Consider the following 23,555-nt stretch of genomic DNA (forward strand, 5'->3'; position numbering starts at 1 on the left):
CGCAGTGATCTTGGACAAAGCTGTCGACAACGACATGAACACTCGGATGCGGGTCGCAGAAGGGCGACCATCCCCAGGCATCTGCGGTTCATGAATTCCTGAGGGGGAATGTCATGGCTGAGAGAGACACACAACGCAAGGTTCTGGCAGTTCTGGCCGGTGGACTGGTGCTCGGCGTCGGGATCGGGGTGACGCTCGCAGCCTGGAACGATTCCGAGTTCGCGACCGGCACCTTCACCGCAGGCGCGTTCAACCTGGAGGGCTCGACGACGAGCGCCGACGACGGATACGACGATCACAACGTCGATCTGGGTGACACCGCGGCGTCGCTCGTCTTCCAGTTGCCCGCTGTCGCGTCATCGATGTCACCCGACGATGTCGTGTACGCGCCGTTCTGGGTGCGCCTCGACAGCACGACCACGAACGGCGCAACGCTCGTGCCGTCCGGGGTCACTGCGGGAACGGGTGGCAATGAGGCGAACCTCTCGTACACCGTGACCGCGATCGACGCCGCCGACACCTGTGACGCGACGGCGACGGGAACAGTCGTGGCGACGGGCGCAACCCTGAGCGATCAGACCGGAGCCACGTCCGTTCCGCTGGTCGAGGGCACCCCGGCAGGGACGGCGGGAACGCCCGTTCAGCTGTGCTTCGCGGTGACCGCGGGCGCCGGTCTCACACAGGGCGCCACCGCGACCGCGACCTGGGAGTTCACGGCCACCTCGACTGCGGACTGATCATGGCCGACACCCGCAGAAGCATGCGGGAGGGGAAGCGACTGCTCTCCCGTCGGATACGCGCCGTGCTCGCGGGCGGCCTGGTGTTCGGCGTCGGCGCGACGATGACCCTCGCCGCCTGGAACGATTCCGAATACGGCACCGCGACCTTCACCGCGGGAACGTTCGACATCGTGGGTGCGACCGACGGCGCCACGTTCTCGAGCCATCCCGCGGGCACTCCGGCGGCGCTGTCGTTCAGTGCACCGTTCTCGGCCATGGCCCCCGGCAACACGACCTATGCGCTGTTCAGCGTGCGCACCGCGAATCCGTCGGTGGCGGGCACCCTGCAGCTCAGTGTGACCTCGACGGCGGGAAGCGGGCTCGGGACGTATCTGCGATACGGGGTGCGGACGATCGCAGGCACGGCCTGCAACAGCACGACGTATGCGGCCGGCACCGCCGTCGTTCCCGACAACTCACTGCTGTCGGTCGGGGGCACCGGAACCCAGGTGGCCGCGGCGAACGGCGGAACGACCGTGAACTACTGCTTCGCGGTGACACTGCCGGCCGCGACCGGCAACGCCGCCCAGGGACTGACGGCGATCCAGACATGGCAGGTCGCCGGGGTCTCGAGCTGATACACGGGCAGACACGTCGATGACGGCTGAGGAGGAATGATGAGCGCACCGACGAGGCGCAGCCTGCGTGAGCAGGCGACCGCGATCGACGCGTCGCCGTCTGCGCCCCCGGCTTCGGCATCCGTCCAGCCCCGTCCGACAGGGCGAGGTCTCGGGCGCATGCTCGCGGACGTGGTTCTCTGGATCGCGGCCATCGCGGGAGTCGCCTGCATGGTGCTGGTGGTCGTCGCGCTCACGGCGAACATCACGCTCATCATGTTCCGCACCGGATCGATGGCGCCGACGATTCCGGCGGGCTCGGTCGCTGTCGTCCAGAGCGTCGCGGCCCCGCAGCTGCAGGTCGGCGACGTCGTCACCGTCGATCGAGAGGGCGATCTGCCGGTCACTCACCGCATCACCTCGATCGCGCCCGGTGCGAATGCGGACGAGCGGGTGATCACCATGAAAGGAGACGCCAACGCGGCCGATGATCCCTACCCATACACCGTGCAGACGGTCCGCATCGTGCTGTTCTCCATCCCGGGAATCGCCACCGCGATCGTCGCGATGGGCAGCCCCTATGTGCTCGGCGGTCTCACGGTCGGCGCGACGGTTCTGGTCGTCTGGGCGTTCTGGCCGCGCTCGACGACGAGCTCTCGGGTGCGGCGCGCACCGACGGAGGTCGACCGGTGAACCGGCGGGCCGCATATGCGACGGGCGTCTCGGCGATCCTCGCCGGAGTGCTCGTCGCGGCAGGCCCCGCGTGGGCGGCGCCGTCGACCCAGGTCGTGCAGGGAGAGGTTCTGCGGCTGGTCTCGATCGCCGACTGGGACGCGGCGTCGAGCCTGCTGCCAGGGCAGCCGGTTCAGTGGGACGTGACGGTGAGTGCGGACGCGCCGGACCCGGGGACCGTTGCGGTGGGGATCAGCGCGAGCGGTGATGCAGCGCTCGTGCTCGACGTGCTTCGCTGCGCGCAGGCGTGGGGCGAGGGTGGGTGCTCCGGGGGAGCGACCACGCTCGAGACCGGCTGGTCGATGCCGCGGGACGGGGTCGAGATGCCGCTCCTGGAGATGGCGGATACAGAGATCGCACATCTCAGACTCGTGATCGCTCTCGGCGACGAGGAAGCCGGCAGCACCCGTGTGCGCGTCCACGCGCGCGGGGCCGGCGAGTCGGCGACGATCGGACCGGACGGAGGGCTCGCGGCGACAGGAGCCGCGCCGATCGCGCCCTGGGCCCTCGGCGGGGCGCTCGCACTGGTCGCCGGCGGCACCGCGCTGAGCGCGGCGCGGCATCGTGGGGCGACTCATCCGTCGGAGGGCGGGTCATGACCGGTCGACGCGGCCGGCGGGTCCTCGCGGGCGTCGCAGGGGCAGCGCTCCTCCTGGGCGTCGGCATGGCACCGACGGTTCACATGACCGAGGCGGCGTTCGATGACACCGACCACGCGAGGACGACCATCACTGCGCTGCGTCTCGCGCCGCCCCAGGTCACCGGCTTCTCCTCGTGCATCCGGCCTCCGCTGCTCGGTGGTTCGTTCATGAAGATCGTCTTCCAGTGGCCCAACGCTGCGGCGCCGTACTCGACCATGACATCGTCGAACGTGCAGTGGCGCGTCGGCACGACGGCGATCTCACCCACGGTTACCGGGCCGGATGCCCAGGGCAGGTACACGGCGGACATCACGACGGGATTGCTCTCGGGGCTGCTCGGGTCGTTGCTGGGCGCCGACGTCGTCCTCGAGATGCGGACGACTTATTCGGGGTGGACCTCGCCCGGGGTCACGACGGCGACGTACAACGCTCCATTGCTCGCGGGCGCGCCTACCTGCACTCCGGCGAACGGTGCCTAGTCGGCGAGGGCGAGCGCGCGGAAGGCGTCACGCTCGCGAAGGTGCTCGCGGCGGCTGGCGGCGGCGGCGGCCGCGGCATCCGCAATGCGTGTCGGCACCTGCATGCCGGTGGTTCGTCGGTACAGCTCGTCGATGAGGTCGGTGGCGAGGCCGACGAGCTTCGCGATCTCGCGGTCGTCGCGGTCGATCCAGACGCAGCGGGGCTCATCGTGGATCGGAGCGAAGTCGACGTGCTCCTCCCAGACGAACAGCGTGCGCTCGGCTCCGAGCACGTGCTGCTGCCACCAGATCTGACGGAGGTAGGTGCGGGGGATGCCGCGGAACGCCTTGTTGGTGGTCTTGATCTCGGCGAGCTTGACGCGGCCGTCTGCGTCGACCGCGATGCCGTCGGGCGTCGCGAGGTGGCGATGTTCGACTTCGGCGCGGAACAGGGCGGACGACGGCAGGATGCCGTGGGTCGCCGCCACCCAGGCGGCGATCTCAGGCTCACGGCGTCGCCCGTGGTCGGTGTAGGCGTTGCCTCCGAATCGGGGGCCACCGCCGAGCTTCGAGTCAGCCGCGCGCGCGATCGATCTCTCGCTCGTGAGTCCGGCGACGTCCGTGGCGGTGATCCCGCGGGAGCGTGCCCTCATCCAGGCGACGCGGTCGCGGGAGTCCGCGACGATGCGAGCTTGGAGTTCGGGGGTCACCTATCGAGGGTAACCCCCGTCGCCGACTCTCCCTCCCCGCACACGCCGCCCCGCGGCATCCCTCGCGCTCTTCGCGTCGAGGACGGGTCAGTCGAGCGTCGGCCACCCCTCGGGGCCGGACGATCCGGCGACGTAGTCGTCGAGAGGAACATCGCCCCGTTGCCATGCCACGAGGATCGGGGCCACGATGCGCCAGGACTGTTCGGCGGCGTCTCCGCGCACCGCCAGCATCGGATCGCCGTCCAGGACCCCGGACAGGACCTCGGCGTATGCCTTGAGCGCGCCTTCGCCGAGCTCGGCCGACAGGGTCGCCCGTTCCAGTTCGAACGGGTCTTGCGACGCGTTGAGGTTCAGCTCGAGCGATATCCGGTCAGGGCCGAGTGAGAACCGCAAAACGGCGCCGTCCGCCGTGCCGGTGAGCCCCCGCGGCAGGTGGTGGACAGGCCGGAAGCGCACGACGATCTCCCGAGCAGGTGTGCCGAGGGCTTTGCCGGAGCGCAGCCGGAACGGTATCCCCGCCCAGCGGGCGTTGCGCACTTCGAACGTGGCCTCGGCGAGAGTCTCTGTCTGGCGGTCCGGATCGACCCCGGGCTCGTCGACGTACGACGGCTTCGCTGTGCCGTCGACCTCTCCGGCGGTGTATCGGGCTCGGCGAGACGACGCCGCGGGGTCGTCTCCCCACACCGCGGTCGCACGCAGCACCGCGCCGGTCGCGGCGCGGAAGTCGATCTCGTCGAGAGTGGCCGGCTCCTCCATCGCGAGCACGGCGAGCACCTGCAGCAGATGGCTCTGGATCATGTCGACCAGTGCGCCGGCTCTGTCGTAGTAGCCCGCGCGTCCCTCCAGCGCCAGCGATTCGTCGTAGACGATGTCGACCGATTCGATGCTCTCGGCAGACCAGAGGGGTTCGAGGATGCGGTTCGCGAATCGTGCCCCGAGCAGATTCAGCGTGGTCGAGCGGCCCAGGAAGTGGTCGACTCGGAACACCTGGCTCTCCGGCACGAGCGCGGTCAGCGCGCGGTTCAGCTCGCGGGCACTCTCTTCGTCCGTGCCGAAGGGCTTCTCCATGACGAGCATCGCCCCCGCGGGCAGCATGTCGGGAGTGAGAGTGGCGATGCACGCGGCGGCGACCGCAGGGGGCACGGCGAAGTAGACGGCGACCTGTCCGGTGAGCCCGCTCAGCAGCGAGCGCAGGTCATCGGCGCGGGTGATGTCGGTGCGCACGTATGTGACGTCCACGCGCGAGACGGCGTCCTCGGCATCCATCGACGCGAAGGCCGTCCGGACGACTGCCGCGAGATCCGAGGCGGTCCATTCCTCGCGGTCCGCGCCGACGATCCGCACGGAACGTGTCGGCTCCCTCGTCAGCAGCTGTCCCAGCGCGGGAAGGAGGAGTCGGGAGGTGAGGTCGCCGCCGGCCCCGAGGATCACCAGCGTCGTCGCATCGGTCATGTTCTCACCGTAACCGGTCCGCTGGGTGCGCAGCCATGACAGACTCGATCGATGCCCGCACCGATCGAGGACTACGCCCTGCTCAGCGACTGCCGCACCGGCGCGCTCGTCTCGAAGGAGGGCAGCATCGACTGGCTGTGTCTCCCTCGCTTCGATGCTCCCTCGCTGTTCGGGGCACTGCTGGGCGAAGCGAGCAACGGATGCTGGAGCCTGCGCCCGCTCGATGCGGCGGCGACTTCGCAGCGGCACTACGTGTCGGACACGTTCATCCTCGTCACCCGCTGGGAGACGGCCGACGGCATCGCCGAAGTGCAGGAGTTCATGCCGCTGCATCCTTCGCGCAGCGATGTGGTGCGCCGGATCGTCGGCATCGAAGGTCAGGTCGAGTTCGTCACCGAGCTCCGGCTGCACTTCGACTACTCGCGCAGGCTCCCCTGGGTGCGACAGGTGGGCACGAGCGAGGAGCCGGCGCTGAGCGCGACGGCAGGACCCGAGGCCGTGATCGTGCGCGGAGCGCGGCTCGTCGCGGAGGATCATCGGCACCGGGCGACGTTCACGGTCTCTGCCGACGAGGTCCGCGACCTGACCCTCAGCTGGTTCCCCTCGCACGAGCATGCTCCGAAGCCGCTCGATGTCGACGGCGCGATCGCCGCGACACGATCGTGGTGGCAGGGCTGGGCGAGCGAGATCCAGCATGATGGACCGCACCGCGGTGAGGTCGTGCGGTCGCTGCTGGTGCTGCGGGCACTCACGAACAAGGACACCGGCGGCATCGTGGCCGCGGCGACGACATCGCTGCCCGAGGAGTTCGGCGGCTCGCGCAACTGGGACTACCGCTTCGTCTGGCTGCGGGATGCCGCGCTGACGCTCGAGGCTCTCATCGCGCACGGGTTCCTCGCCGAGGCGCACCACTGGCGACGCTGGCTGCTGCGTGCCGTCGCCGGTGAGCCGAAGGAGGTGCAGATCATGTACGGGATCGCCGGAGAGCGCGATCTCATCGAACGCGAGCTCACGAGCCTGCCCGGCTACAAAGGCGCCGCACCCGTGCGGATCGGGAACGGCGCGGTCGACCAGTACCAGGGCGACGTGATCGGCGAGGTGCTGGTCGCGCTCGAGTGCGCCCGGATCGCCGGCCTCGAGGAGGGCGATTTCTCGTGGCCGCTGCAGCGGGCGCTCATCGAACAGGTCATCGCCTCGATCGAGCGCCCCGACAACGGAATCTGGGAGATCCGGGGGGAGCCGCAGTGGTTCACCCACTCGCGGGTCATGATGTGGGCAGCGCTCGACCGCGGAGTCCGCGCCGTGCAGGAGCACGGCCTCCCGGGCGACGCCGATCGGTGGGCGGCGGTCCGCGACGGGCTGCGCCGTGAGATCGACGATCGTGGAATCGAGGCAGAACACGGGTACTTCACGCAGCACTACGGCTCGCCCGAGGTCGACGCCTCGTTGCTCGTGCTTCCGCAGGTCGGATACTGCGCGCCCGACGACCCGCGGATGATCCGCACCGTGGAGCAGATCGAGCGCACGCTGCTCACGGACGGATTCGTCCGGCGCTACCGGACCGAGTCGGGTGTCGACGGACTCGACGGGGGAGAGCATCCCTTCATCGCGTGCAGCTTCTGGCTGGTCGAGCAGTACGCGACGAGCGGGCGCATCGACGAAGCCCACGACCTGATGGCTCGCGTGGTCGAGATGGCCAACGATCTCGGTCTGCTGTCGGAGGAGTACGACGTCGCGAACTCGCGACAGGCGGGCAACACCCCGCAGGCTCTCTCGCACCTGAGCCTCATCCGCGCTGCCGACGCGCTCGCCGGCCACAGAGGACGCGCAGCGCACCGACGGTGAATCCGGCCCGATTTGGGAAGGCCGGATGCGGTGAGGTAGAGTTCTGATAACCGAAGACCGCTGGTCATCGTCATGCGTGCGAACGCGAGACGATCGAAGCTCTGCTCAGCAGGGGCCCGCGCAGGACACGAACTTCTAAAGCTCCGTGCGCTTGCGCCGGAGCTTTTCTGTTGCATGCGGTCAGGGGTCGGTGCCTCACCGCCGTGAGGCGCCTCGTACACACCAAGGAGTGACCATGGCGCAGAAGGACGCATCGGTCGCCGAGCTCACGAAGTCATTCGAGAACTCGACTGCCGTTCTGCTGACCGAGTACCGCGGTCTGACGGTTGCCCAGCTCAAGGAGCTGCGCAACAGCATCCGTCAGGACGCTGAGTACGCCGTGGTGAAGAACACGCTGACCAAGATCGCCGCCAACAAGGCTGGCATCACCGCGCTGGACGACGACCTCAAGGGTCCGTCGGCCGTCGCGTTCGTGCACGGTGACTTCGTCGCCACTGCCAAGGCTCTTCGTGACTTCGCCAAGGCCAACCCGCTTCTCGTGATCAAGTCGGGCATCTTCGAGGGCAACGCCCTCTCTGCCGACGAGGTCAACAAGTACGCCGCGCTCGAGAGCCGTGAGGTTCTGCTGGCGAAGGCTGCGGGCATGATGAAGGCCACGATGGGCAAGGCTGCCGCCACCATCGATGCTCTTCGCGAAAAGCTGGAGACCGCTGAGGCCGCGTAAGCGACCTGCGATCTCGTTCAACAAACCCATCTATCTAGGAGATACATCATGGCTAAGCTCACCACTGAGGAGCTGCTCGAGCAGTTCGCAGGCCTGACCCTCGTCGAGCTCAACGACTTCGTCAAGGCGTTCGAGGAGAAGTTCGAGGTCACCGCTGCTGCCCCCGTCGCCGTTGCAGGCGCAGGCGGCGGCGCTGCTGAAGAGGTTGAGGAGAAGGACTCCTTCGACGTCATCCTCGAGGCTGCCGGCGACAAGAAGATCCAGGTCATCAAGACCGTCCGCGAGCTCACCTCGCTCGGTCTCGGCGAGGCCAAGGCCGTCGTCGACGGTGCTCCCAAGGCCGTGCTCGAGGGCGCGAACAAGGAAGCCGCCGAGAAGGCCAAGGCTGCTCTCGAAGAGGCAGGCGCCACGGTTACCCTCAAGTAATCCGTTCCAGGTCGCGGCGCGTGCGCCTCGCCCTGGATGCGTCTGAACGCTTCACGAAAGCCCCGGGTCCGCCCGGGGCTTTCGTGCGTCCGGGGCGGCGAACGCGGTCGGGGTCAGCGTCGACCTGCGGTCGAACTGCGAACGACCAGGGCGGATGCCGTCACGGTGTGCTCTCGTGGCGAGTCCGGATGGTCGATCTGCTGCTGCAGCAGGCGCACGGCTTCGTGCCCCTGCTCTCGCGGTGACTGCTTGATCGTGGTGAGCGCGAACATCTCCGCGTGCTGGTGGTCATCGACCCCCACGATGCTGAGTTCTGTGGGGACGGCGATCCCCAGGCGTCTGGCCGCGATCATCGCTCCGATCGCCGCCTCATCGCACACGCCGACGATCGCGGTGGGTCGGCCTCTGCGGTCGCCGAGAAGCTCGACCGCGGCGGCGTAACCCCCGGGCATGCTCGGGGGCGCGTCCGAGATCCGCGCGATCGCCTCGAGCCCGGCGGCGGCCAGGGCCTCGAGATATCCTTCGACGCGCTGGGCGTCGCCGAAGCTGAGGTCGTCGGGGTCGGCTGAACCCCCGACGAAGGCGATGTCGGTGTGGCCGAGTTCGATGAGGTGCTCGGTGGCGATGCGCGCGGCGGCGACGTCGTCGATCGACACCGCACTCGACCCTTCGCTGTATGGGCCGACGCTGACGAGAGGTCGCTCCGAGCGGTGCAGACGCTCGAGCTCCTGCGCACTCGGTTGGATGCCGACGGCGATGATCCCGTCGAACCGGCGGCCGGGCAGCACCGCGTCGAAGAGGCGCTCTCGCGTCTCGCTGCCCTCGCGAATGCCGTACAGGGCGAGTTCGTAGTCGAGGGCGAACAGCGATTCCTGGATGCCGGCCAGCAGCTCGGCGAAGAACCAGCGGTCGACAGGAGGCATGATGACTCCGACGGTCTGCGTGCGGCCCGTCGCGAGGCTCGTGGCAGACGAGTGCGCGACGTAGGCCAGCTCGTCGGCGGCATCCGTCACCCGCTTGCGGGTGCCTTCCGAGACGTATCCGCGTCCGCTGAGCGCCCGACTCGCGGTCGCCTTCGATACGCCTGCACGCGCCGCGACATCCGCGATCGTGCTCATGGGTCCTCCTCGACCATGACTCGGCGCGTTGCTCCCCCCGCGCCGATGTCAGCGTAGCGGCTCCCCGGCCGTAAAGGAACCGGTTCCACACGAACGGTGAGGGAGCGCTCCCATGTTCCGGAGCTCGACAGGACGAATGGTTGCGAGCTTGTGATCCTGGCTTATTGTGTCTGGATATCGGACCCCGGTAGGTTGTCCTGGAATCGGTTCCCGATTCTGCGCCGAGGGGCGGCGCAGAATGACGTGGGAGCCGTGAACTCGAAGAGGAGAATTCACATGGGTCTGTCACAGCGTTCCCGGCGTTACGCGCCAATCGCACTGCTGGGAGTCGCGGGCATCGCGCTCGCCGGCTGTGGTGCCCCCGGCGGCACCGACGGCGGTACGGACGGCGGCGGCGGCGGAGACAACTCCGTCACCATCTACGGCACGATCGTCGAGGGGGAGGCGGAGCTCCTCGCGGAGTCCTGGGCGGACTTCGAAGAAGAGAACGACATCGAGATCAAGTACGAGGGCAGCCAGGACTTCGAGACGCAGCTCGGCACTCGCGCACAGGGCGGCAACCCGCCCGACATCGCGATCTTCCCGCAGCCCGGACTCTTCGCGGACTACGCGGCCCGTGACTTCCTGAAGCCTGCGCCCGATGCGGTCGAGGCGAACGCGAAGGAGTACTGGACGCAGGGGTGGGTCGACTTCGGCACCTACGAGGACGAGTTCTACGGTGCACCGCTCATGGCGAGCGTCAAGGGCTGGGTCTGGTACTCGCCCAAGAAGTTCGCCGAATGGGGCGTCGAAGAGCCGACCAGCTGGGAAGAGCTGCTCACGCTCACCCAGACCATCCAGGAGACGAGCGGCAAGGCTCCGTGGTGCGCCGGCTTCGAGTCGGGCGTCGCGACCGGTTGGCCCGGCACCGACTGGATCGAAGACCTCGTGCTCCGCAACGCCGGCGCCGACGTCTACGACCAGTGGGTCACGAACGAGATTCCGTTCACCGACCCGCAGATCAAGGAGGCCTTCGACGCCACGGGTGAGCTCCTTCTCAACCCCGCCTACGTCAACGGCGGCTTCGGCGACGTGCGCTCGATCAACTCGACCGCCTTCGGTGATGTCGCGCCGGCGGTCGCCAGCGGCGAGTGCGCGCTGACCCACCAGGCATCCTTCCTTTCGGGCTTCTTCCCCGAGGGCACGGACATCTCCGAGGAGGGCGACGTCTGGGCCTTCCTGCTTCCGAGCCAGAGCGAGGACGAGACCTTCATCACCGGTGGTGGCGAGATCGTCGGAGCATTCAGCGACGACGAGGCGACGCAGAAGGTGCTGGAGTACCTCTCGAGCCCCGAGTGGGCTGACAGCCGTCTCGCACTCGGTGGCGTGACCTCCGCGAACAAGGGCGTCGACGTCGAGGCCGTCGAGAACCCGATCCTGCAGGAGTCGATCAAGCTCCTCCAGGACGACTCGGTCACCTTCCGCTTCGACGGCTCCGACCAGATGCCTGGAGCCGTCGGCTCCGGAACCTTCTGGAAGGGCATGGTCGCCTGGATCAACGGAACCTCGACCGATGAGGTCCTCGAGCAGATCGAGACCGGCTGGCCTTCCAGCTGATCTGACCAGGTGGGCCACCCGATGGGTGGCCCACCATCTCTCACTCGGACCGCGCATGGGCGCGCGGTCCGCTGATCAGCTCCGCCTCATGAAGGGGAATCCATGAACGCGACTGTGTTCTTCCAATGGATCGGGTCTCTGCCCCCGATCGTCCAGGCACTCGCCGTGGTCATCGCATTCGCGGTGGTCGTCGTCGTCATCCTGCTTCTCGTCGACATCGCGCCACGAAAGGGCGCGTTCTACACCGGCATCCGCCTCGCGATGTGCCTCCTCATCCCGCTCGCGGTGATGTGGTTCTTCAACTCGTACTACTGGGCGATGGGAGTCGCAGTCGCCGTGGGAGCGCTGTTCTTCTTCCTCGACTACCGATCTCGCGACGGTGCGGGATACCTGATCCAACTGGTGGCCTTCATGGCTCCCGCCATCCTGCTGCTGCTGGCGGGACTCATCCTCCCGTCGATCCAGACCGTGTACGCCTCGTTCTGGAACTCCAGGGGAACCGAATTCGTCGGCTTCTCGAACTACCTCTGGATCTTCACTCAGTCCGACGGCGTGACCTCGGTCGTCAACACGATCGTCTGGGTGCTGCTGGTCCCGACCCTGTCGACCATCGTCGGTCTGGCCTACGCGGTCTTCATCGACAAGACCCGCGGCGAGAAGATCTATAAGCTGCTGGTCTTCATGCCGATGGCGATCTCGTTCGTCGGCGCGAGCATCATCTGGCGCTTCGTGTACGCCTACCGTGGCCCCGAGTTCGAGCAGATCGGTCTGCTCAACCAGATCCTGGTCTGGTTCGGCGGAGAGCCGCAGCAGTTCCTGCTGAACGGTCCGTGGAACAACCTGGCCCTCATCGTCGTGCTGATCTGGGTGCAGACCGGTTTCGCGATGGTCGTGCTCTCGGCATCGATCAAGGGGGTGCCCACCGAGCTGCTCGAAGCGGCCGAACTCGACGGCGCGAACGCCTGGGAGCGTTTCCGCTCGGTGACGATCCCGTCGATCCGCCCCGCGCTGATCGTCGTTCTGACCACGATCTCGATCGCCTCGCTGAAGGTGTTCGACATCGTGCGCACGATGACCGGTGGCAACTACGGGACCTCGGTGCTCGCGAACGAGATGTACACGCAGTTCTCCAAGTTCGAGGCGGGTCGCAGTGCTGCGCTCTCCGTCATCCTGTTCATCCTGGTGCTCCCGATCGTGATCTACAACGCGCGCCAGATCAAGAAGCAGCGGGAGATCCGATGACCGACACCGTGAATTCAGACACCGGCCAGAGCACGAGGGCGATCACGACAGCCGGACGCTTCGAAGCGTCGGCGGGCCGTGCGCGCAAGCGTCTCAGCCGTCCATGGGCGACGGTCGCCTCGATCGTCATCGCGGTGATGTGGACCATTCCGACGCTCGGACTGTTCATCTCGTCGTTCCGCGAGCGGGATGCGATCGAGACCACGGGGTGGTGGACGTTCTTCACCAACCCGCAGTTCACCATCGACAACTACGTGGCAGTGCTGCAGTCCGGCACCACGCAGCTGACCATCCTGGAGTCCTTCTTCAACTCGATCGTGATCACGATCCCTGCCACGCTCATCCCGCTGATGATCGCGGCGATGGCGGCGTACGCGTTCTCGTGGATCGACTTCAAGGGCCGCAACGCGCTCTTCATCTTCGTGTTCGCACTGCAGATCGTGCCGATCCAGATGGCGCTCGTTCCGCTGCTGTCGTCGTTCTCACGAGGAATCAACCTGTTCGGCGTGCAGGTGACGGAGGGCCTCGGAGCGTCCGGTGGCTATGCGCAGGTGTGGATCGCCCACACGATGTTCGCGCTGCCGCTGGCGATCTACCTGCTGCACAACTTCATGTCGGAGATCCCCGGCGAGATCATCGAGGCCGCACGCGTCGACGGGGCATCCCGTGGTCAGATCTTCTTCCGGATCGTGCTGCCTCTGACGATGCCGGCCATCGCGTCGGTGGCGATCTTCCAGTTCCTGTGGGTCTGGAACGACCTGCTGGTCGCCCTGGTGTTCGCCGACGGCGCCGCCTCGCCGATCACGAAGGTGCTCGCCGAGATCACCGGTCGCGGCGAGGGCTGGTACCTGCTCACCGCCGGTGCGTTCGTGTCGATCATCGTCCCGCTGATCGTGTTCTTCTCGCTCCAGCGGTACTTCGTGCGAGGGCTCCTGGCGGGTTCCACGAAGGGCTGATCGGCTCTCACGGAACTGCGGAACACACGATGCCGCGATCGGGCGCAACACAGCCCCGGTCGCGGCATCGTCGCACGTACGCTGTGAACATGAAGTACGCAGAGTCCATCGTCGACCTCGTCGGCGACACGCCCCTCGTGAAGCTCCAGCACGTCACCGAGGGTGTCTCGTGCACCGTGCTCGTGAAGCTGGAGTACCTGAACCCGGGCGGCTCGGCGAAGGATCGCATCGCGTCGCGCATCATCGACGCAGCCGAGGCCTCGGGCGATCTGCAACCCGGTGGCACGATCGTGGAGCCCACCAGCGGCAACACCGGCGTGGGGCTCGCTCTGGTCGCCCAGCAGCGCGGGTACAAGTGCGTCTTCGTGCTGCCGGACAAGGTCGGAGAAGACAAGATCGACGTCCTCCGGGCCTACGGCGCCGAGGTCGTCGTGACCCCGACGTCGGTGGCCGCTGACAGCCCGGAGTCGTACTACAGCGTCAGCGACCGGCTCGCCCGCGAGATACCCGGGGCATTCAAGCCCAACCAGTACGAGAACCCGAACGGCCCCCGCAGCCACTACGAGACCACCGGTCCCGAGATCTGGCGCGACACGGATGGGCGGATCACGCACTTCGTCGCGGGTGTCGGCACGGGAGGCACGATCACGGGCACCGGCCGTTATCTGCGCGAGGTGTCGGAAGACCGCGTGCGCATCGTGGGGATCGACCCCGAGGGCAGCGTCTACAGCGGCGGCACGGGGCGGCCGTATCTGGTCGAGGGAGTCGGAGAAGACATCTGGCCCGGTGCCTACGACCCGAGAGTGCCCCACGAGATCGTCGCGGTAGACGACGCCGAGTCGTTCGCGATGACCCGGCGGCTCGCGCGTGAAGAGGGGATCCTGGTCGGCGGCTCGAGCGGCATGGCCGTGGTCGGCGCGCTGCGGGTCGCGCGTGATCTGCCGGCGGATGCCGTGATGGTGGTGCTCCTGCCGGACGGCGGGCGTGGCTACCTCAGCAAGATCTTCAATGACGGCTGGATGCGTTCCTACGGCTTCAGCGAGGTCGAGGAGGGCGAGACCGTGGGCGATGTGCTGGCCTCCCGCACCCTTCGACAGGCTCAGGGCCCCAGGGGAGCGACGAGCATCCCCGACCTGGTGCACGCGCACCCGACCGACACGGTGCTCGAGGTGATCGGCATGATGACCGAGTACGACGTCTCGCAGCTGGTGGTGCTGAGTGCCGAGCCGCCCGTGATGATGGGCGAGGTCCTCGGCACGGTCGACGAGAAGGGTCTGCTCGACCTGCTGTTCCGCGGCGACGCCAAGCCGGCGGATGCCGTGGGAGAGCATGTGGGGGAGCGGCTGCCGCTCATCGGCATCCATGCTCCCCTCGCACAGGCGCGGGCCTCTCTCGCCGACGCAGACGCGCTGCTCGTCACACTCGACGGCAAGCCGCACACGGTGCTCACTCGGCAGGATCTGCTGTCTTACCTCTCGCGCTGACGCCCGGCGTAACAGGGGCGACGGACGCCCCCGGGGCGGACGTAGGCTGAGGGCATGTCCGAGCATGCTTTCGCCACCCGAGCCATCCACGCAGGTCAGGCACCCGACCCGACCACGGGGTCGATCATCCCGCCGATCTATCAGGCGTCCACCCATGTGCAGGACGGCATCGGCGGGTTCCGCGACGCCTACGAGTACAACCGTGCCGGCAATCCGACACGCTCGTCGCTGGAGACGCAGCTCGCGGCGCTCGAAGGCGGCGCGAACGCACTGTCGTTCGCGTCGGGGCTCGCAGCGGAAGACGCGCTGCTGCGCGGCATCCTGAAGCCCGGCGACCATGTCGTGCTCGGCAACGACGTCTACGGCGGTACCTACCGTCTGTTCGCCCGTGTGCTCGCGCCGTGGGGGATCGAGTTCTCGACCGTCGAACTGTCCGACGTCGACGCGGTGCGCGCGGCGATCCGCCCCGAGACCAAGATCGTCTGGGTGGAGACGCCCAGCAATCCGCTGCTGAAGATCGTCGACATCGCGCTCGTCGCCGAGATCGCGCACGCCGCGGGTGCCATCGCGGTCGTCGACAACACGTTCGCCTCCCCGGCGCTGCAGCAGCCGCTCTCGCTCGGCGCAGACCTCGTCGTGCACTCCACCACCAAGTACCTCGGCGGGCACTCCGATGTCCTCGGCGGCGCGGTGGTCTTCGGAGATGACCGCTTCTACGAGCAGATCAAGTTCCAGCAGTTCGCCGTGGGCGCCGTCTCGGCCCCGCTCGACGCCTGGCTCACGACCCGCGGCATCAAGACGCTCGCGGTGCGGGTGCGCCAGCACTCCGAGAACGCGCAGGCCATCGCCGAATGGGCCACGGCCCGCCCCGAGTTCGCGACGGTCTACTATCCGGGGCTCGCCTCGCACGCCGGGCACGATGTCGCCGCACGGCAGATGAGCGGCTTCGGCGGGATGCTGTCGCTCGGCCTCTCGGCGGGTGCGGATGCCGCGAAGGCGTTCGCCGAGTCGACCGAACTCTTCCAGCTCGCCGAGTCCCTCGGCGGCGTCGAGTCCCTCATCGGCTACCCGCCGGACATGACCCACGCCTCGGTGCGGGGCACCGCGCTCGCCGTGCCCGAGAACGTCGTGCGCCTGTCGGTGGGCATCGAGAGCGTCGACGATCTCATCGCCGACCTCGAGCAGGGGCTCGCGCGCCTCCGCTGACCCCTCCCGGGCCGCCCAGACGTCGAGCGCCCGACGCCTGGCGACGGATGCATGCTCGGAAGACGGATGCAGGCTCGGAAGACGGATGCAGGCGGAAACCACACGTTTCGGCCTGCATTCGTCGTCTCGGCATGCGGGTGTGCGTCGGCGCGCTGTAGCATGGAAGCTTCGCCCTGATCGAATCGATTCGACCCTCGCCGCCGATTCGACCGCATTTCTCGCGACTCGATCCCTCACTTCTCCTGAACGCCCTCGAACTCCGGAAGGACCGTCGTGCCCGACGCTCCACGCACTGACTCCATCCCGACGACCCCCGCCCCCGAGCGGACGGCCACCGGCAGCATCCGCATCCCGTCGGCGACCGGCGCGATCCGCACACTCGGGTCGAACCCCGCGACGGCGCCGATCATGCTGCACCCCGGCGACTCGATCTCGAACGGTCGCCGCGCGCTGTACATCGTGCTGCTCGGGGCTCTCACCGCTCTCGGACCGTTCACGATCGACCTCTATCTGCCTGCGTTCCCGGTGCTCGAACAGGACTTCGAGACCACCGCAGCCGCGATCCAGCTGACCCTGACCGGCACGATGATCGGCTTCGCACTCGGGCAGCTCGTGGTGGGGCCCCTCAGCGACAAGGTGGGCCGGCGGGTTCCGCTGATCGTCGTCACCGCACTGCACGTGCTGGCCAGCGTCGCCGCCGCCTATGCCCCGACGCTCCCGCTGCTCAGCGGCGCCCGCGTGCTCATGGGCGTGGGGGCCGCCGCGGGTGGCGTCGTCGCGATGGCCATCGTGCGCGACCTGTTCGGCGGACGCCGTCTGGTCGTGATGCTGTCGCGGCTCGCGCTGGTCTCGGGCGTCGCCCCGGTGATCGCACCGCTGATCGGCTCGTGGCTGCTCACGCTGATGCCGTGGCGCGGCATCTTCGTCGTGCTCGCCCTCTACGGCGTGCTGATGCTCGTCTCGACCGTGGTGTTCATCCCCGAGACGCTGCCGATCGCGCGCCGCCAGGAGAAGGGCGGCGCCACCGTCATGCAGCGCTACCGCTCGGTGTTCTCCGATCGTGTCTTCATCGGCGTGCTGATCATCGGCGGCATGACCTTCTCGGGCTTGTTCTCCTACCTGTCGGCGTCGCCGTTCCTGTTCCAGCAGACCCACGGACTCGACGCGCAGCAGTACGGCCTGCTGTTCGCCGTCAACTCGCTCGGCGTCGTGGCCGGTGTGCAGACGGCCTCGCGGCTCGCCGCACGGTTCGGTCCCCAGTGGGTCATGGCCTACTCGACCGCGGTGCTGCTGTTGGCCGGGATCGCGATCATCGTGACCGACCAGCTCGGCCTCGGTCTCTGGGGCACGGTCATCCCGCTGTTCTTCTTCATGACGGCCTGCGGCTTCACCTTCCCCAACGTGCAGGTGCTCGCCCTCGACAGACATGGCAAGGCTGCGGGCACTGCGGCATCGGTCATCGGCGCCACGAACTTCGGTGTCGCAGGACTCGTCTCGCCGGTCGTCGGATGGATCTCGCACGGCACCGGAATCACCGCGACGAGCATGGCCTCGGTCATGGTCGGCTGCGCAGCGATCGGCATCCTCTCGCTGTGGCTGATCGTGCGCCCGCGGACCGTCGGCATGCTGGCTCCCTGATTTTCAGCTTCCGACGGGCAGAATGGTTCGATGAGAAGACGAACGCTGCTGTGGACGGGAACAGGGATGCTCGTCGCGGCGACGCTCCTCGGAGCTGCGATCGTGTTCGGGTACACCGAGCCGCCAGGGTTCGACACCTGGTGGAATGAGACGATCAGCGCCTCGCGCGCCGACTGGATGCTGTCGTTCGCGCTGCTGCTCGATCACATCGGCGGGGGCTGGATCGCGATCCTCCTCGTGCCCCTGCTGGTGATCGTCGCGCTCCTGATCGCCCGGCGATGGCAGGCTGCCGTGTTCGCCGCTGTGGCGTTCCTCGTGAGCGCCGGTGCAGTGCAGCTGCTCAAGCATCTATTCGGTCGTGCGCGTCCGGAGGACATGATCGTCGCGAGCGACTTCGGTTCATTCCCCTCGGGGCATGCGGCCAACGCGGCGACGATCGCCATGGTGCTGTGGCTCGTGTTCCCGCGGGTGTGGACCGCGATCCTCGGCATCGCGTGGGTGGTCGCGATGGCCGTCTCGCGCACCCTGCTGTCGGTGCACTGGGCCACCGACACGCTCGGCGGGGCACTGGTCGGAGCAGGCGTGGTTCTCGTGCTCGGTGCGTGGCTCCTGCCGTGGGTCCAGGCGGCGTCGCGGCGCGACGATCCGGCGCTCACGCCGGTAGGCTGACAGCTCACCCCCAGCCTTCGAGGAGCAGCAGTGTCGCGCATCCGTCCGTATCGTCCGTCCGACCGCGATGCCCTCTACGAGGTGTGTGTGCGGACCGCGGATGCGGGCGCCGACGCGACCGGCCTGTTCACCGATGACTCGCTCTGGGGCGACCTGTTCGCAGTGCCCTATGTCGAACGGCATCCCGACCTCGCCTGGGTCGTCGAGACCGATGACGAGCGCGTGATCGGCTATATCGTGGCGACCGACGACACGGACGCCTTCGCCACCTGGTTCCGCGACGAATGGTGGCCCACGGTGCAAGACCGGTATCCGCAGGCGGCCGAGCCGACGACCCGCGAAGAGCGGATGATCGAGCACGGCTACGCGCAGGCGCCCGGCCGCAACGCGAACGCGGCGGACTACCCGGCGCACCTGCACATCGACCTGCTGCCCGAGACGCAGGGGCAGGGACTCGGGCGCGCGCTCATCGAAACGCTGTTCGCCGAGCTCACCCGACGGGGAGTGCGCGGGCTGCATATGGGCATGGATCCCCACAACACCGGAGCCGCCGCCTTCTACGAACGGCTCGGGATGACGCCCCTGCCCGCAGAGCCGGGTGGGCAGAGCTTCGGTGTGACCTTCGCCTGATCGGCGCGCGAGTCGATTCTTCAGCGGTCGATCGCGTGATCCTCGGTGTGAGCACCGTAGTAGTCGGACTGCTGCCGCATGAGATCCCTCATCGACACCTCCGGCCCGACACCGTAGACGGTTCCGACGAAGTCGAGATCCCGCTGGATCTGCCAGATCTCCTCATGGCGTTCCGGGGGCAGGATCGATGCGGGTGAACCGACGGCGACCCACCCGATCGGCACCACCGCACCCGGCTCCACCGTCGTATTGATCTGCACGACGCCGTTGATGCGCACCTCGGCACCGGTTCCGATGCGGCTGCCGGGGAAGAGCGAAGCGCCGGTGGCGATGAACACCTCGTCTTCGATGACGCTGCCGTTCACGTGGGTATGTGGCCCGACCATCACTGCTGCTCCGATGCGCGCCGGGTGACCGGAGCGACCGCGAATCAGAGCATGCTCCATGACGACCGTGTTCTCGCCGACGGTGACCTCGCCGTCCTCGGCCGTGATCACCGCTCCGTGCAGAACGCGCGCACCTGCGCCGATACGGACATCGCCCACGATCATCGCGGACGACGCGATGTACGCGGTCTCGTGGACAAAGGGTTCACGATCGCGGTGGCTCACGAGCATCTGACGGCTCCAATCATCGCTCTCACCCTAGCGATCCTCGCTGGCGCTCGGTTCTCCCCGAATCCCACGGTGCTCGATAAAAAGCACGAAGGGCCCCCGCTGGCGCGGAGACCCTTCATGCTTTTTGGCGGTGACGGCGGGACTCCGGTGCTCGCTTCGCTCGCTCCTCCCCGAATCCCACGGTGCTCGATAAAAAGCATGAAGGGCCCCCGCTGGCGCGGAGACCCTTCATGCTTTTTGGCGGTGACGGCGGGATTCGAACCCGTATCCCCCTGTCGCCTTCTCGGGCGGCCAGAGGCTCAGGCGCGGAATCTAGGCAATCTAGAGCGGGCTTCGATCAGCAGAGATGTGCCCCGATTACGAGAAACGTTGCCACCTCGTTGCCACCTGTCACGGCAGCTTGCGCGGATCGAACCCCGCGGCGGTGCGAGGCACGTCGATTGGGTGCAAGGGCTCACGTCGGGTGCATCGATGCCCCAGAGTGCCGTCATGCTGATCTTGAGCGTGCTGTTCGCGACCTCTCGCGCCGCTGTGAAGTCGCCCCAGGTTTCGACCGACTCTGGCGTCACGAATCCGCCGCGCGCGATAGCCTCCATGGACTCATTGAAGTTCTGCAGTCCTGTCCGGAACACGTCGACGAATCGCGACGGGTGCCAATCGGGCATCAGCTCAAGCTCGAGCGCTGAGTCGTCTTCCTCGGTCCAGAATTCGAAACTGGCCATGTCATCGGTCATGCGGAGACGGTAGCGCATTTGCTCGGACAGCGACGAAGGCCGAGCGCAGCCGCGGCGATATACCGACCCCGAGTCGAAGAGACCCCAGAATCAAGCGTCGATTTCGCGCCTACCGTTGAAGCATGCCCAGAAAACTGCACCCGGTCACCGGGAAGATGATGCACCTCGTCCGCACACCCGACGCGGGACTCTACGACTCTCCGCACTCATGGTTCGACGGGGTCGGGTACCTGCCCGCCACCGTTGAGGAGATCGAGCTCTACTTCCCTGACGAGGAGAGCGCGCTGGCTTAGATCGCGCTCGCTGATCGCTTCCGGGTACTGATGAACTCCGCGAGATCGGTTTCGTCGATGCGCTGGTTCTTCCGGGTGTTGCCGAGCTCGACGACCGGGAGTTCTCCGGCTTCGATTCGGCGATAGACCCAGGCGCGGCTGACACCGAGAGTTTCTGCGACCTCGGTCACCTTCAGGAGTCGGCTGTTCATGTGAGCCACGCTACGCGCGCATGCAGAAGGCGGCCCGGCTGTCCTAGTGAACTGCCTGCCGCCTTCTGTGGTCTAGTCTACGCGGCGTGCGTCGGACAGTCGAGGGGCGGTGTGCGCTCGGTGATCGTGCACTGGTGGCGGAACCAGTGTCCCCCTCTGTGACACCAGACTGGGCGGTGAATGCGGCGCATGCGTTACTCCTCTGTTCTCCGGGACCTGTGCCCCAGGAGTCGTGGAGTCTAGATCCCACGCGCGGTCAGGTGACTAGGTTGCGATGTGATCGTTTTGAGGATGCCGGCGCTGCTGGATGAACGCCTCAAGGTCGGCCTCGCTCACGCGCTGGTTCTTGCGTGTGTCGCCGAGTTCCACGACAGGGATCTCTCCGCGCTTGATGCGCTCGTAGACCCAATCGATTCCGACGCCGAGGATCTCGGCGACGTCCGCGACTTTGAGGAGCCGATCCTGCATCAGTCGAGTTGGAGATCGCCTTGTGCTTCAACGCGCAGCTGGACATCCGCGGTCGACGCGGAACGCAGCTGCACCTTGTACCGCTTGAAGACTCGCTGAGAGATCTGCTCCGGACGAACGCCGTGGACCGCGAAATGGGTCACAGGCAGCGCCCCGTCGACGTCTGCGATCTCGCGCAGTCGGTCGTAGCTGTGCACGTCGTGCGCTTCCCTGTCGATCGCGTAGACGTCGACGCTGCCGTGCTGCGGACCCGTGCCGTCGTAGAACTCGATCCCCAGGATGGTCCACTTGTCGCGGTCGAGGCCGACGACTTCATAGAGGTCATCGCCGTGGATCGTAATGTCGTGTTCGGCGGCTACGGTGCCGAGGTATTCGTCATGCTGCACGTGTGCCGGCTCAAGCAGGTACGGGTTCATCTGAGGAGTCCCTTTCGTGGTGGTCCTCGCACAATATCCGGTTGTCGCGACATCCGGCCCCGCCTGGCACTCGCTGTACCGAGGTAACGCGCCGACGTCCGCGACCTTCAGCAATCGACCTGTCACGTCTGAAGTGGTGCGCCCTAGACCTGACGCATCGTTTTGCGCACGTCGGTCTCACCCTCGTAGCGCCACTCGATGAAGATGCGGTGCGCTGGTTGCGACATATATCTGGCTCGTACCTGGAGGGCGAGAAAGTCCCCATACTCCACCGTGTGCGGACGCGGCGGGGCCCCGATCAACTGAGCTGCCTCGTCGGGCTCCACAGTGATGCCGAGGACCTCGATCGTGCGGCTCGATTGGTTGCGGAACGCCATCGTGCCTTCCCCAATGGCTTCGACTGCGCTCCAGACGGGCGGTAGCGCGGCGCGCTGCACTTTGAGTGCTTCCTCCGCGGTCCGATTCGCTTCGTCTGCTCGACGGTTCGCGCCCAGCGCGTATAGCGCCGCTGCGCCTGACGCGATGACGGCGAGTACAGCGACGACGAAGCTGGCGATCTCCATGCCTGGCACTCTATCGAGGCTCGAAGCGGTACTCCGGGTTGCGGTAGTGATACTCGCCGTCCCACGTGCTTCCGGCATCGTTGAAGCGGTAGCTGCCCTCGTGCACGGTGATCCGCTCGGGCAACCGTGCGCCGTTGTTCACCGCGACACTCCCGCGCCCCGCATTCGGACCGCCGATGAACTCGACCTCGATGTCACGCGTCATGAGCTGAGCGTACCCGCCGGTGATGAATGCCCGGCATCGCGCCGGGAAGTGGGGAGCCGGTAGCTTGAGGGCACCGAACGAAAGGAGAGTCACCATGGCTCAGACTGAACGCAACGTGGAGCGCTTCGGCGAACTCGACAACGCCATACGGACCGAGGACAACGACGACGCGTTCCTCGCCCCGGGCAACCAGGGCTTCCGTGAGTGGTACCGACGCCTGCTGAGTACGCTGGCCCTGATCACCGACGGAGAAGCGCTGGAGTACGCCGAAGCAACCGTCGCCGGAACCTCCGCAAAGATCGCGGTCTTCACCGATAGGCACGTCGTCGTGACGTTCGTGGAGGACATCGAAGACGATGACCAATCGCCCATGGCCACCGCCGTTCCCCGCTCGGCAATCCGCTCGCTCAGCGTCTCCACCGACATGGCCCATGACGGAAAGAGTGCGGCGCTCGTCGGCTGGCCCGGAGAGGTCTACATCGGCGTGCAGTACGAGGGGCAGGACGACCCGGTGATTGTCGGAGGTCCTTCGTTCGACCGGACCGTCCCCGGACACGTCGGCGCGATCATGCCACTCCTCGAGTCTCTGCGACGCGATCTGGCCGCGAGAGGTACGGACGCGGGATGACAGACGTTCCCGCCCTGTGGATCAATGCCGGGATCCTGATCCTGACCGGGGTGATGGCCCTCGTCGCGTTCGTCCAGGCGCGCGCAGCAATGAGAGGCGCGGACGACGCTGAGAAGGCGCGGGACAAGGCCGTAGAGGCACAGGTGGCGTCTGCGAACGCTCTCGCGGAGGCGAACCGGATCGCTGGGGAGGCGCGGGACGTGCTACGAGCGCGTGAGTCGCGAGAGACCGAACGGCACACGGTCAAGTGGGTGCCGCACTGGGACTTCGCGACCGGGAAGTGGCTGCTCGGCAACCACGGCCCGGACACTGCGCTGAATGTGAGGCTTGCAGTCGAGTCAGACGCGATCGGGCGAGTGGTTCTCCCCGTGGAGGACGAAGTGCCGATGGATCAGGGCATCCCGGTCCTGTTCCCGCACTACGCGGGCCAGGGAGGGATGCCCCGGGTCTACTACCGGGTCGACTGGCGGTCACCCGCCGGCGCTGAACATCACATCGGCAGCGTGTGGCCGAAGTAGTCCGGGCGCCGTTCTGAGTCGATGCGCGGTGGGCCTGCGCGACATCGCGCCGGGAAGCT

At 67.1% G+C, this 23,555-nt stretch carries 29 protein-coding genes; 19 read left to right on the forward strand and 10 right to left on the reverse strand.

The window, feature by feature from the left end:
* The first annotated feature begins 113 nt into the window (after positions 1–113).
* Genes ACIOU8_RS07345 through ACIOU8_RS07365 form a run of 5 tightly spaced genes read left to right on the forward strand, consistent with a single transcriptional unit; the run spans position 114 to position 3,188 of the window.
* On the forward strand, positions 114–737 hold the full coding sequence (locus ACIOU8_RS07345; RefSeq protein ID WP_400787618.1) for a SipW-dependent-type signal peptide-containing protein: 624 nt from the start codon (positions 114–116) through the stop codon (positions 735–737).
* Between the two features lie 2 nt (positions 738–739).
* The gene (locus ACIOU8_RS07350; RefSeq protein WP_400787620.1) at positions 740–1,357 is read left to right on the forward strand and encodes a SipW-dependent-type signal peptide-containing protein; all 618 of its coding nucleotides are present in this window, start codon (positions 740–742) and stop codon (positions 1,355–1,357) included.
* 39 nt (positions 1,358–1,396) lie between these two features.
* Complete coding sequence (locus ACIOU8_RS07355) at positions 1,397–2,029, forward strand: signal peptidase I (RefSeq protein WP_400787622.1); 633 nt, start codon at positions 1,397–1,399, stop codon at positions 2,027–2,029.
* Positions 2,026–2,667: a hypothetical protein gene (locus ACIOU8_RS07360; protein WP_400787624.1), complete on the forward strand. Its 642-nt coding sequence runs from the start codon at positions 2,026–2,028 to the stop codon at positions 2,665–2,667. Before ACIOU8_RS07355 ends, ACIOU8_RS07360 begins: the two co-directional genes overlap by 4 nt.
* Positions 2,664–3,188 carry a hypothetical protein gene (locus tag ACIOU8_RS07365; protein WP_400787626.1) on the forward strand — a complete coding sequence of 175 codons (525 nt, stop codon included), beginning with the start codon at positions 2,664–2,666 and terminating at the stop codon, positions 3,186–3,188. The genes ACIOU8_RS07360 and ACIOU8_RS07365 overlap by 4 nt, the downstream gene beginning before the upstream one ends.
* Here the strand turns inward: ACIOU8_RS07365 and ACIOU8_RS07370 are convergent.
* Together ACIOU8_RS07370 and ACIOU8_RS07375 are read right to left on the reverse strand one after the other, a co-directional pair.
* Positions 3,185–3,877: a YqaJ viral recombinase family protein gene (locus tag ACIOU8_RS07370; RefSeq protein WP_042539571.1), complete on the reverse strand. Its 693-nt coding sequence runs from the start codon at positions 3,875–3,877 to the stop codon at positions 3,185–3,187. The genes ACIOU8_RS07365 and ACIOU8_RS07370 overlap by 4 nt on opposite strands.
* 87 nt (positions 3,878–3,964) lie before the next feature.
* Positions 3,965–5,329, reverse strand: a complete 1,365-nt coding sequence (locus tag ACIOU8_RS07375) for a glucose-6-phosphate dehydrogenase (protein WP_400787629.1) — start codon at positions 5,327–5,329, stop codon at positions 3,965–3,967.
* A gap of 51 nt (positions 5,330–5,380) precedes the next feature.
* Here ACIOU8_RS07375 and ACIOU8_RS07380 point away from each other — a divergent pair, with 51 nt between their 5' ends.
* From ACIOU8_RS07380 to rplL, 3 genes are all read left to right on the forward strand, one after another.
* On the forward strand, positions 5,381–7,174 hold the full coding sequence (locus tag ACIOU8_RS07380) for a glycoside hydrolase family 15 protein (protein WP_400787631.1): 1,794 nt from the start codon (positions 5,381–5,383) through the stop codon (positions 7,172–7,174).
* A 235-nt stretch (positions 7,175–7,409) separates the two neighbouring features.
* The gene (rplJ, locus tag ACIOU8_RS07385; RefSeq protein ID WP_053097428.1) at positions 7,410–7,898 is read left to right on the forward strand and encodes a 50S ribosomal protein L10; all 489 of its coding nucleotides are present in this window, start codon (positions 7,410–7,412) and stop codon (positions 7,896–7,898) included.
* 48 nt (positions 7,899–7,946) lie between these two features.
* Complete coding sequence (gene rplL / locus ACIOU8_RS07390; protein WP_042539579.1) at positions 7,947–8,324, forward strand: 50S ribosomal protein L7/L12; 378 nt, start codon at positions 7,947–7,949, stop codon at positions 8,322–8,324.
* A gap of 113 nt (positions 8,325–8,437) precedes the next feature.
* Here the strand turns inward: rplL and ACIOU8_RS07395 are convergent, their stop codons facing one another.
* Positions 8,438–9,442: a LacI family DNA-binding transcriptional regulator gene (locus ACIOU8_RS07395; protein ID WP_400787634.1), complete on the reverse strand. Its 1,005-nt coding sequence runs from the start codon at positions 9,440–9,442 to the stop codon at positions 8,438–8,440.
* A gap of 276 nt (positions 9,443–9,718) precedes the next feature.
* Between ACIOU8_RS07395 and ACIOU8_RS07400 the strand changes: the two genes are divergently transcribed.
* The 8 genes from ACIOU8_RS07400 (at position 9,719) to ACIOU8_RS07435 (ending at position 18,863) form a co-directional block, all read left to right on the forward strand.
* Entirely contained in the window at positions 9,719–11,038 is a 1,320-nt protein-coding gene (locus ACIOU8_RS07400) for an ABC transporter substrate-binding protein (protein ID WP_400787637.1), read from the forward strand.
* 102 nt (positions 11,039–11,140) lie between these two features.
* The gene (locus tag ACIOU8_RS07405) at positions 11,141–12,280 is read left to right on the forward strand and encodes a carbohydrate ABC transporter permease (RefSeq protein WP_400787640.1); all 1,140 of its coding nucleotides are present in this window, start codon (positions 11,141–11,143) and stop codon (positions 12,278–12,280) included.
* Positions 12,277–13,236: a carbohydrate ABC transporter permease gene (locus ACIOU8_RS07410; RefSeq protein ID WP_400787643.1), complete on the forward strand. Its 960-nt coding sequence runs from the start codon at positions 12,277–12,279 to the stop codon at positions 13,234–13,236. The genes ACIOU8_RS07405 and ACIOU8_RS07410 overlap by 4 nt, the downstream gene beginning before the upstream one ends.
* An 89-nt stretch (positions 13,237–13,325) precedes the next feature.
* Complete coding sequence (locus ACIOU8_RS07415; RefSeq protein ID WP_400787646.1) at positions 13,326–14,720, forward strand: cystathionine beta-synthase; 1,395 nt, start codon at positions 13,326–13,328, stop codon at positions 14,718–14,720.
* A 54-nt stretch (positions 14,721–14,774) separates the two neighbouring features.
* Positions 14,775–15,926, forward strand: a complete 1,152-nt coding sequence (locus ACIOU8_RS07420) for a cystathionine gamma-synthase (protein ID WP_400787649.1) — start codon at positions 14,775–14,777, stop codon at positions 15,924–15,926.
* Between the two features lie 273 nt (positions 15,927–16,199).
* A complete protein-coding gene (locus tag ACIOU8_RS07425) occupies positions 16,200–17,564 on the forward strand; it encodes a multidrug effflux MFS transporter (RefSeq protein WP_400787652.1) in 1,365 nt (454 codons plus the stop codon).
* 30 nt (positions 17,565–17,594) lie between these two features.
* The gene (locus ACIOU8_RS07430) at positions 17,595–18,233 is read left to right on the forward strand and encodes a phosphatase PAP2 family protein (RefSeq protein WP_400787654.1); all 639 of its coding nucleotides are present in this window, start codon (positions 17,595–17,597) and stop codon (positions 18,231–18,233) included.
* Between the two features lie 30 nt (positions 18,234–18,263).
* A complete protein-coding gene (locus ACIOU8_RS07435) occupies positions 18,264–18,863 on the forward strand; it encodes a GNAT family N-acetyltransferase (protein WP_400787657.1) in 600 nt (199 codons plus the stop codon).
* Positions 18,864–18,883: 20 nt separating this feature from the next.
* On the opposite strand, the gene ACIOU8_RS07440 is transcribed toward ACIOU8_RS07435, so the two are convergent.
* Together ACIOU8_RS07440 and ACIOU8_RS07445 are read right to left on the reverse strand one after the other, a co-directional pair.
* Positions 18,884–19,480 carry a gamma carbonic anhydrase family protein gene (locus ACIOU8_RS07440; protein WP_400787660.1) on the reverse strand — a complete coding sequence of 199 codons (597 nt, stop codon included), beginning with the start codon at positions 19,478–19,480 and terminating at the stop codon, positions 18,884–18,886.
* A gap of 299 nt (positions 19,481–19,779) precedes the next feature.
* On the reverse strand, positions 19,780–20,214 hold the full coding sequence (locus ACIOU8_RS07445; RefSeq protein WP_400787663.1) for a hypothetical protein: 435 nt from the start codon (positions 20,212–20,214) through the stop codon (positions 19,780–19,782).
* A 122-nt stretch (positions 20,215–20,336) separates the two neighbouring features.
* Here ACIOU8_RS07445 and ACIOU8_RS07450 point away from each other — a divergent pair, with 122 nt between their 5' ends.
* Complete coding sequence (locus ACIOU8_RS07450) at positions 20,337–20,507, forward strand: hypothetical protein (protein ID WP_400787666.1); 171 nt, start codon at positions 20,337–20,339, stop codon at positions 20,505–20,507.
* Here the strand turns inward: ACIOU8_RS07450 and ACIOU8_RS07455 are convergent.
* The 5 genes from ACIOU8_RS07455 to ACIOU8_RS07475 all read right to left on the reverse strand — a co-directional run bounded on the left by ACIOU8_RS07455 (position 20,504) and on the right by ACIOU8_RS07475 (position 22,350).
* On the reverse strand, positions 20,504–20,698 hold the full coding sequence (locus ACIOU8_RS07455; RefSeq protein WP_400787669.1) for a helix-turn-helix transcriptional regulator: 195 nt from the start codon (positions 20,696–20,698) through the stop codon (positions 20,504–20,506). The two genes, ACIOU8_RS07450 and ACIOU8_RS07455, sit on opposite strands and share 4 nt — an antisense overlap.
* A gap of 264 nt (positions 20,699–20,962) precedes the next feature.
* Complete coding sequence (locus tag ACIOU8_RS07460) at positions 20,963–21,166, reverse strand: helix-turn-helix transcriptional regulator (protein WP_400787672.1); 204 nt, start codon at positions 21,164–21,166, stop codon at positions 20,963–20,965.
* Entirely contained in the window at positions 21,166–21,582 is a 417-nt protein-coding gene (locus ACIOU8_RS07465; protein ID WP_400787675.1) for a hypothetical protein, read from the reverse strand. The genes ACIOU8_RS07460 and ACIOU8_RS07465 overlap by 1 nt, the downstream gene beginning before the upstream one ends.
* Positions 21,583–21,725: 143 nt before the next feature.
* Positions 21,726–22,145: a hypothetical protein gene (locus ACIOU8_RS07470; protein WP_400787678.1), complete on the reverse strand. Its 420-nt coding sequence runs from the start codon at positions 22,143–22,145 to the stop codon at positions 21,726–21,728.
* Between the two features lie 10 nt (positions 22,146–22,155).
* Complete coding sequence (locus ACIOU8_RS07475; protein WP_400787680.1) at positions 22,156–22,350, reverse strand: hypothetical protein; 195 nt, start codon at positions 22,348–22,350, stop codon at positions 22,156–22,158.
* A gap of 94 nt (positions 22,351–22,444) precedes the next feature.
* On the opposite strand from ACIOU8_RS07475, the gene ACIOU8_RS07480 reads away from it, so the two are divergent.
* The gene (locus ACIOU8_RS07480) at positions 22,445–22,978 is read left to right on the forward strand and encodes a hypothetical protein (RefSeq protein ID WP_400787683.1); all 534 of its coding nucleotides are present in this window, start codon (positions 22,445–22,447) and stop codon (positions 22,976–22,978) included.
* Positions 22,975–23,496, forward strand: coding sequence for a hypothetical protein (locus tag ACIOU8_RS07485; RefSeq protein WP_400787685.1), 522 nt, complete (start codon positions 22,975–22,977; stop codon positions 23,494–23,496). The genes ACIOU8_RS07480 and ACIOU8_RS07485 overlap by 4 nt, the downstream gene beginning before the upstream one ends.
* The last annotated feature ends 59 nt before the right edge of the window (positions 23,497–23,555 follow it).

Origin of the sequence: Microbacterium sp. NPDC087589, assembly GCF_044743635.1 — a bacterium.
Lineage (GTDB): Bacteria > Actinomycetota > Actinomycetes > Actinomycetales > Microbacteriaceae > Microbacterium.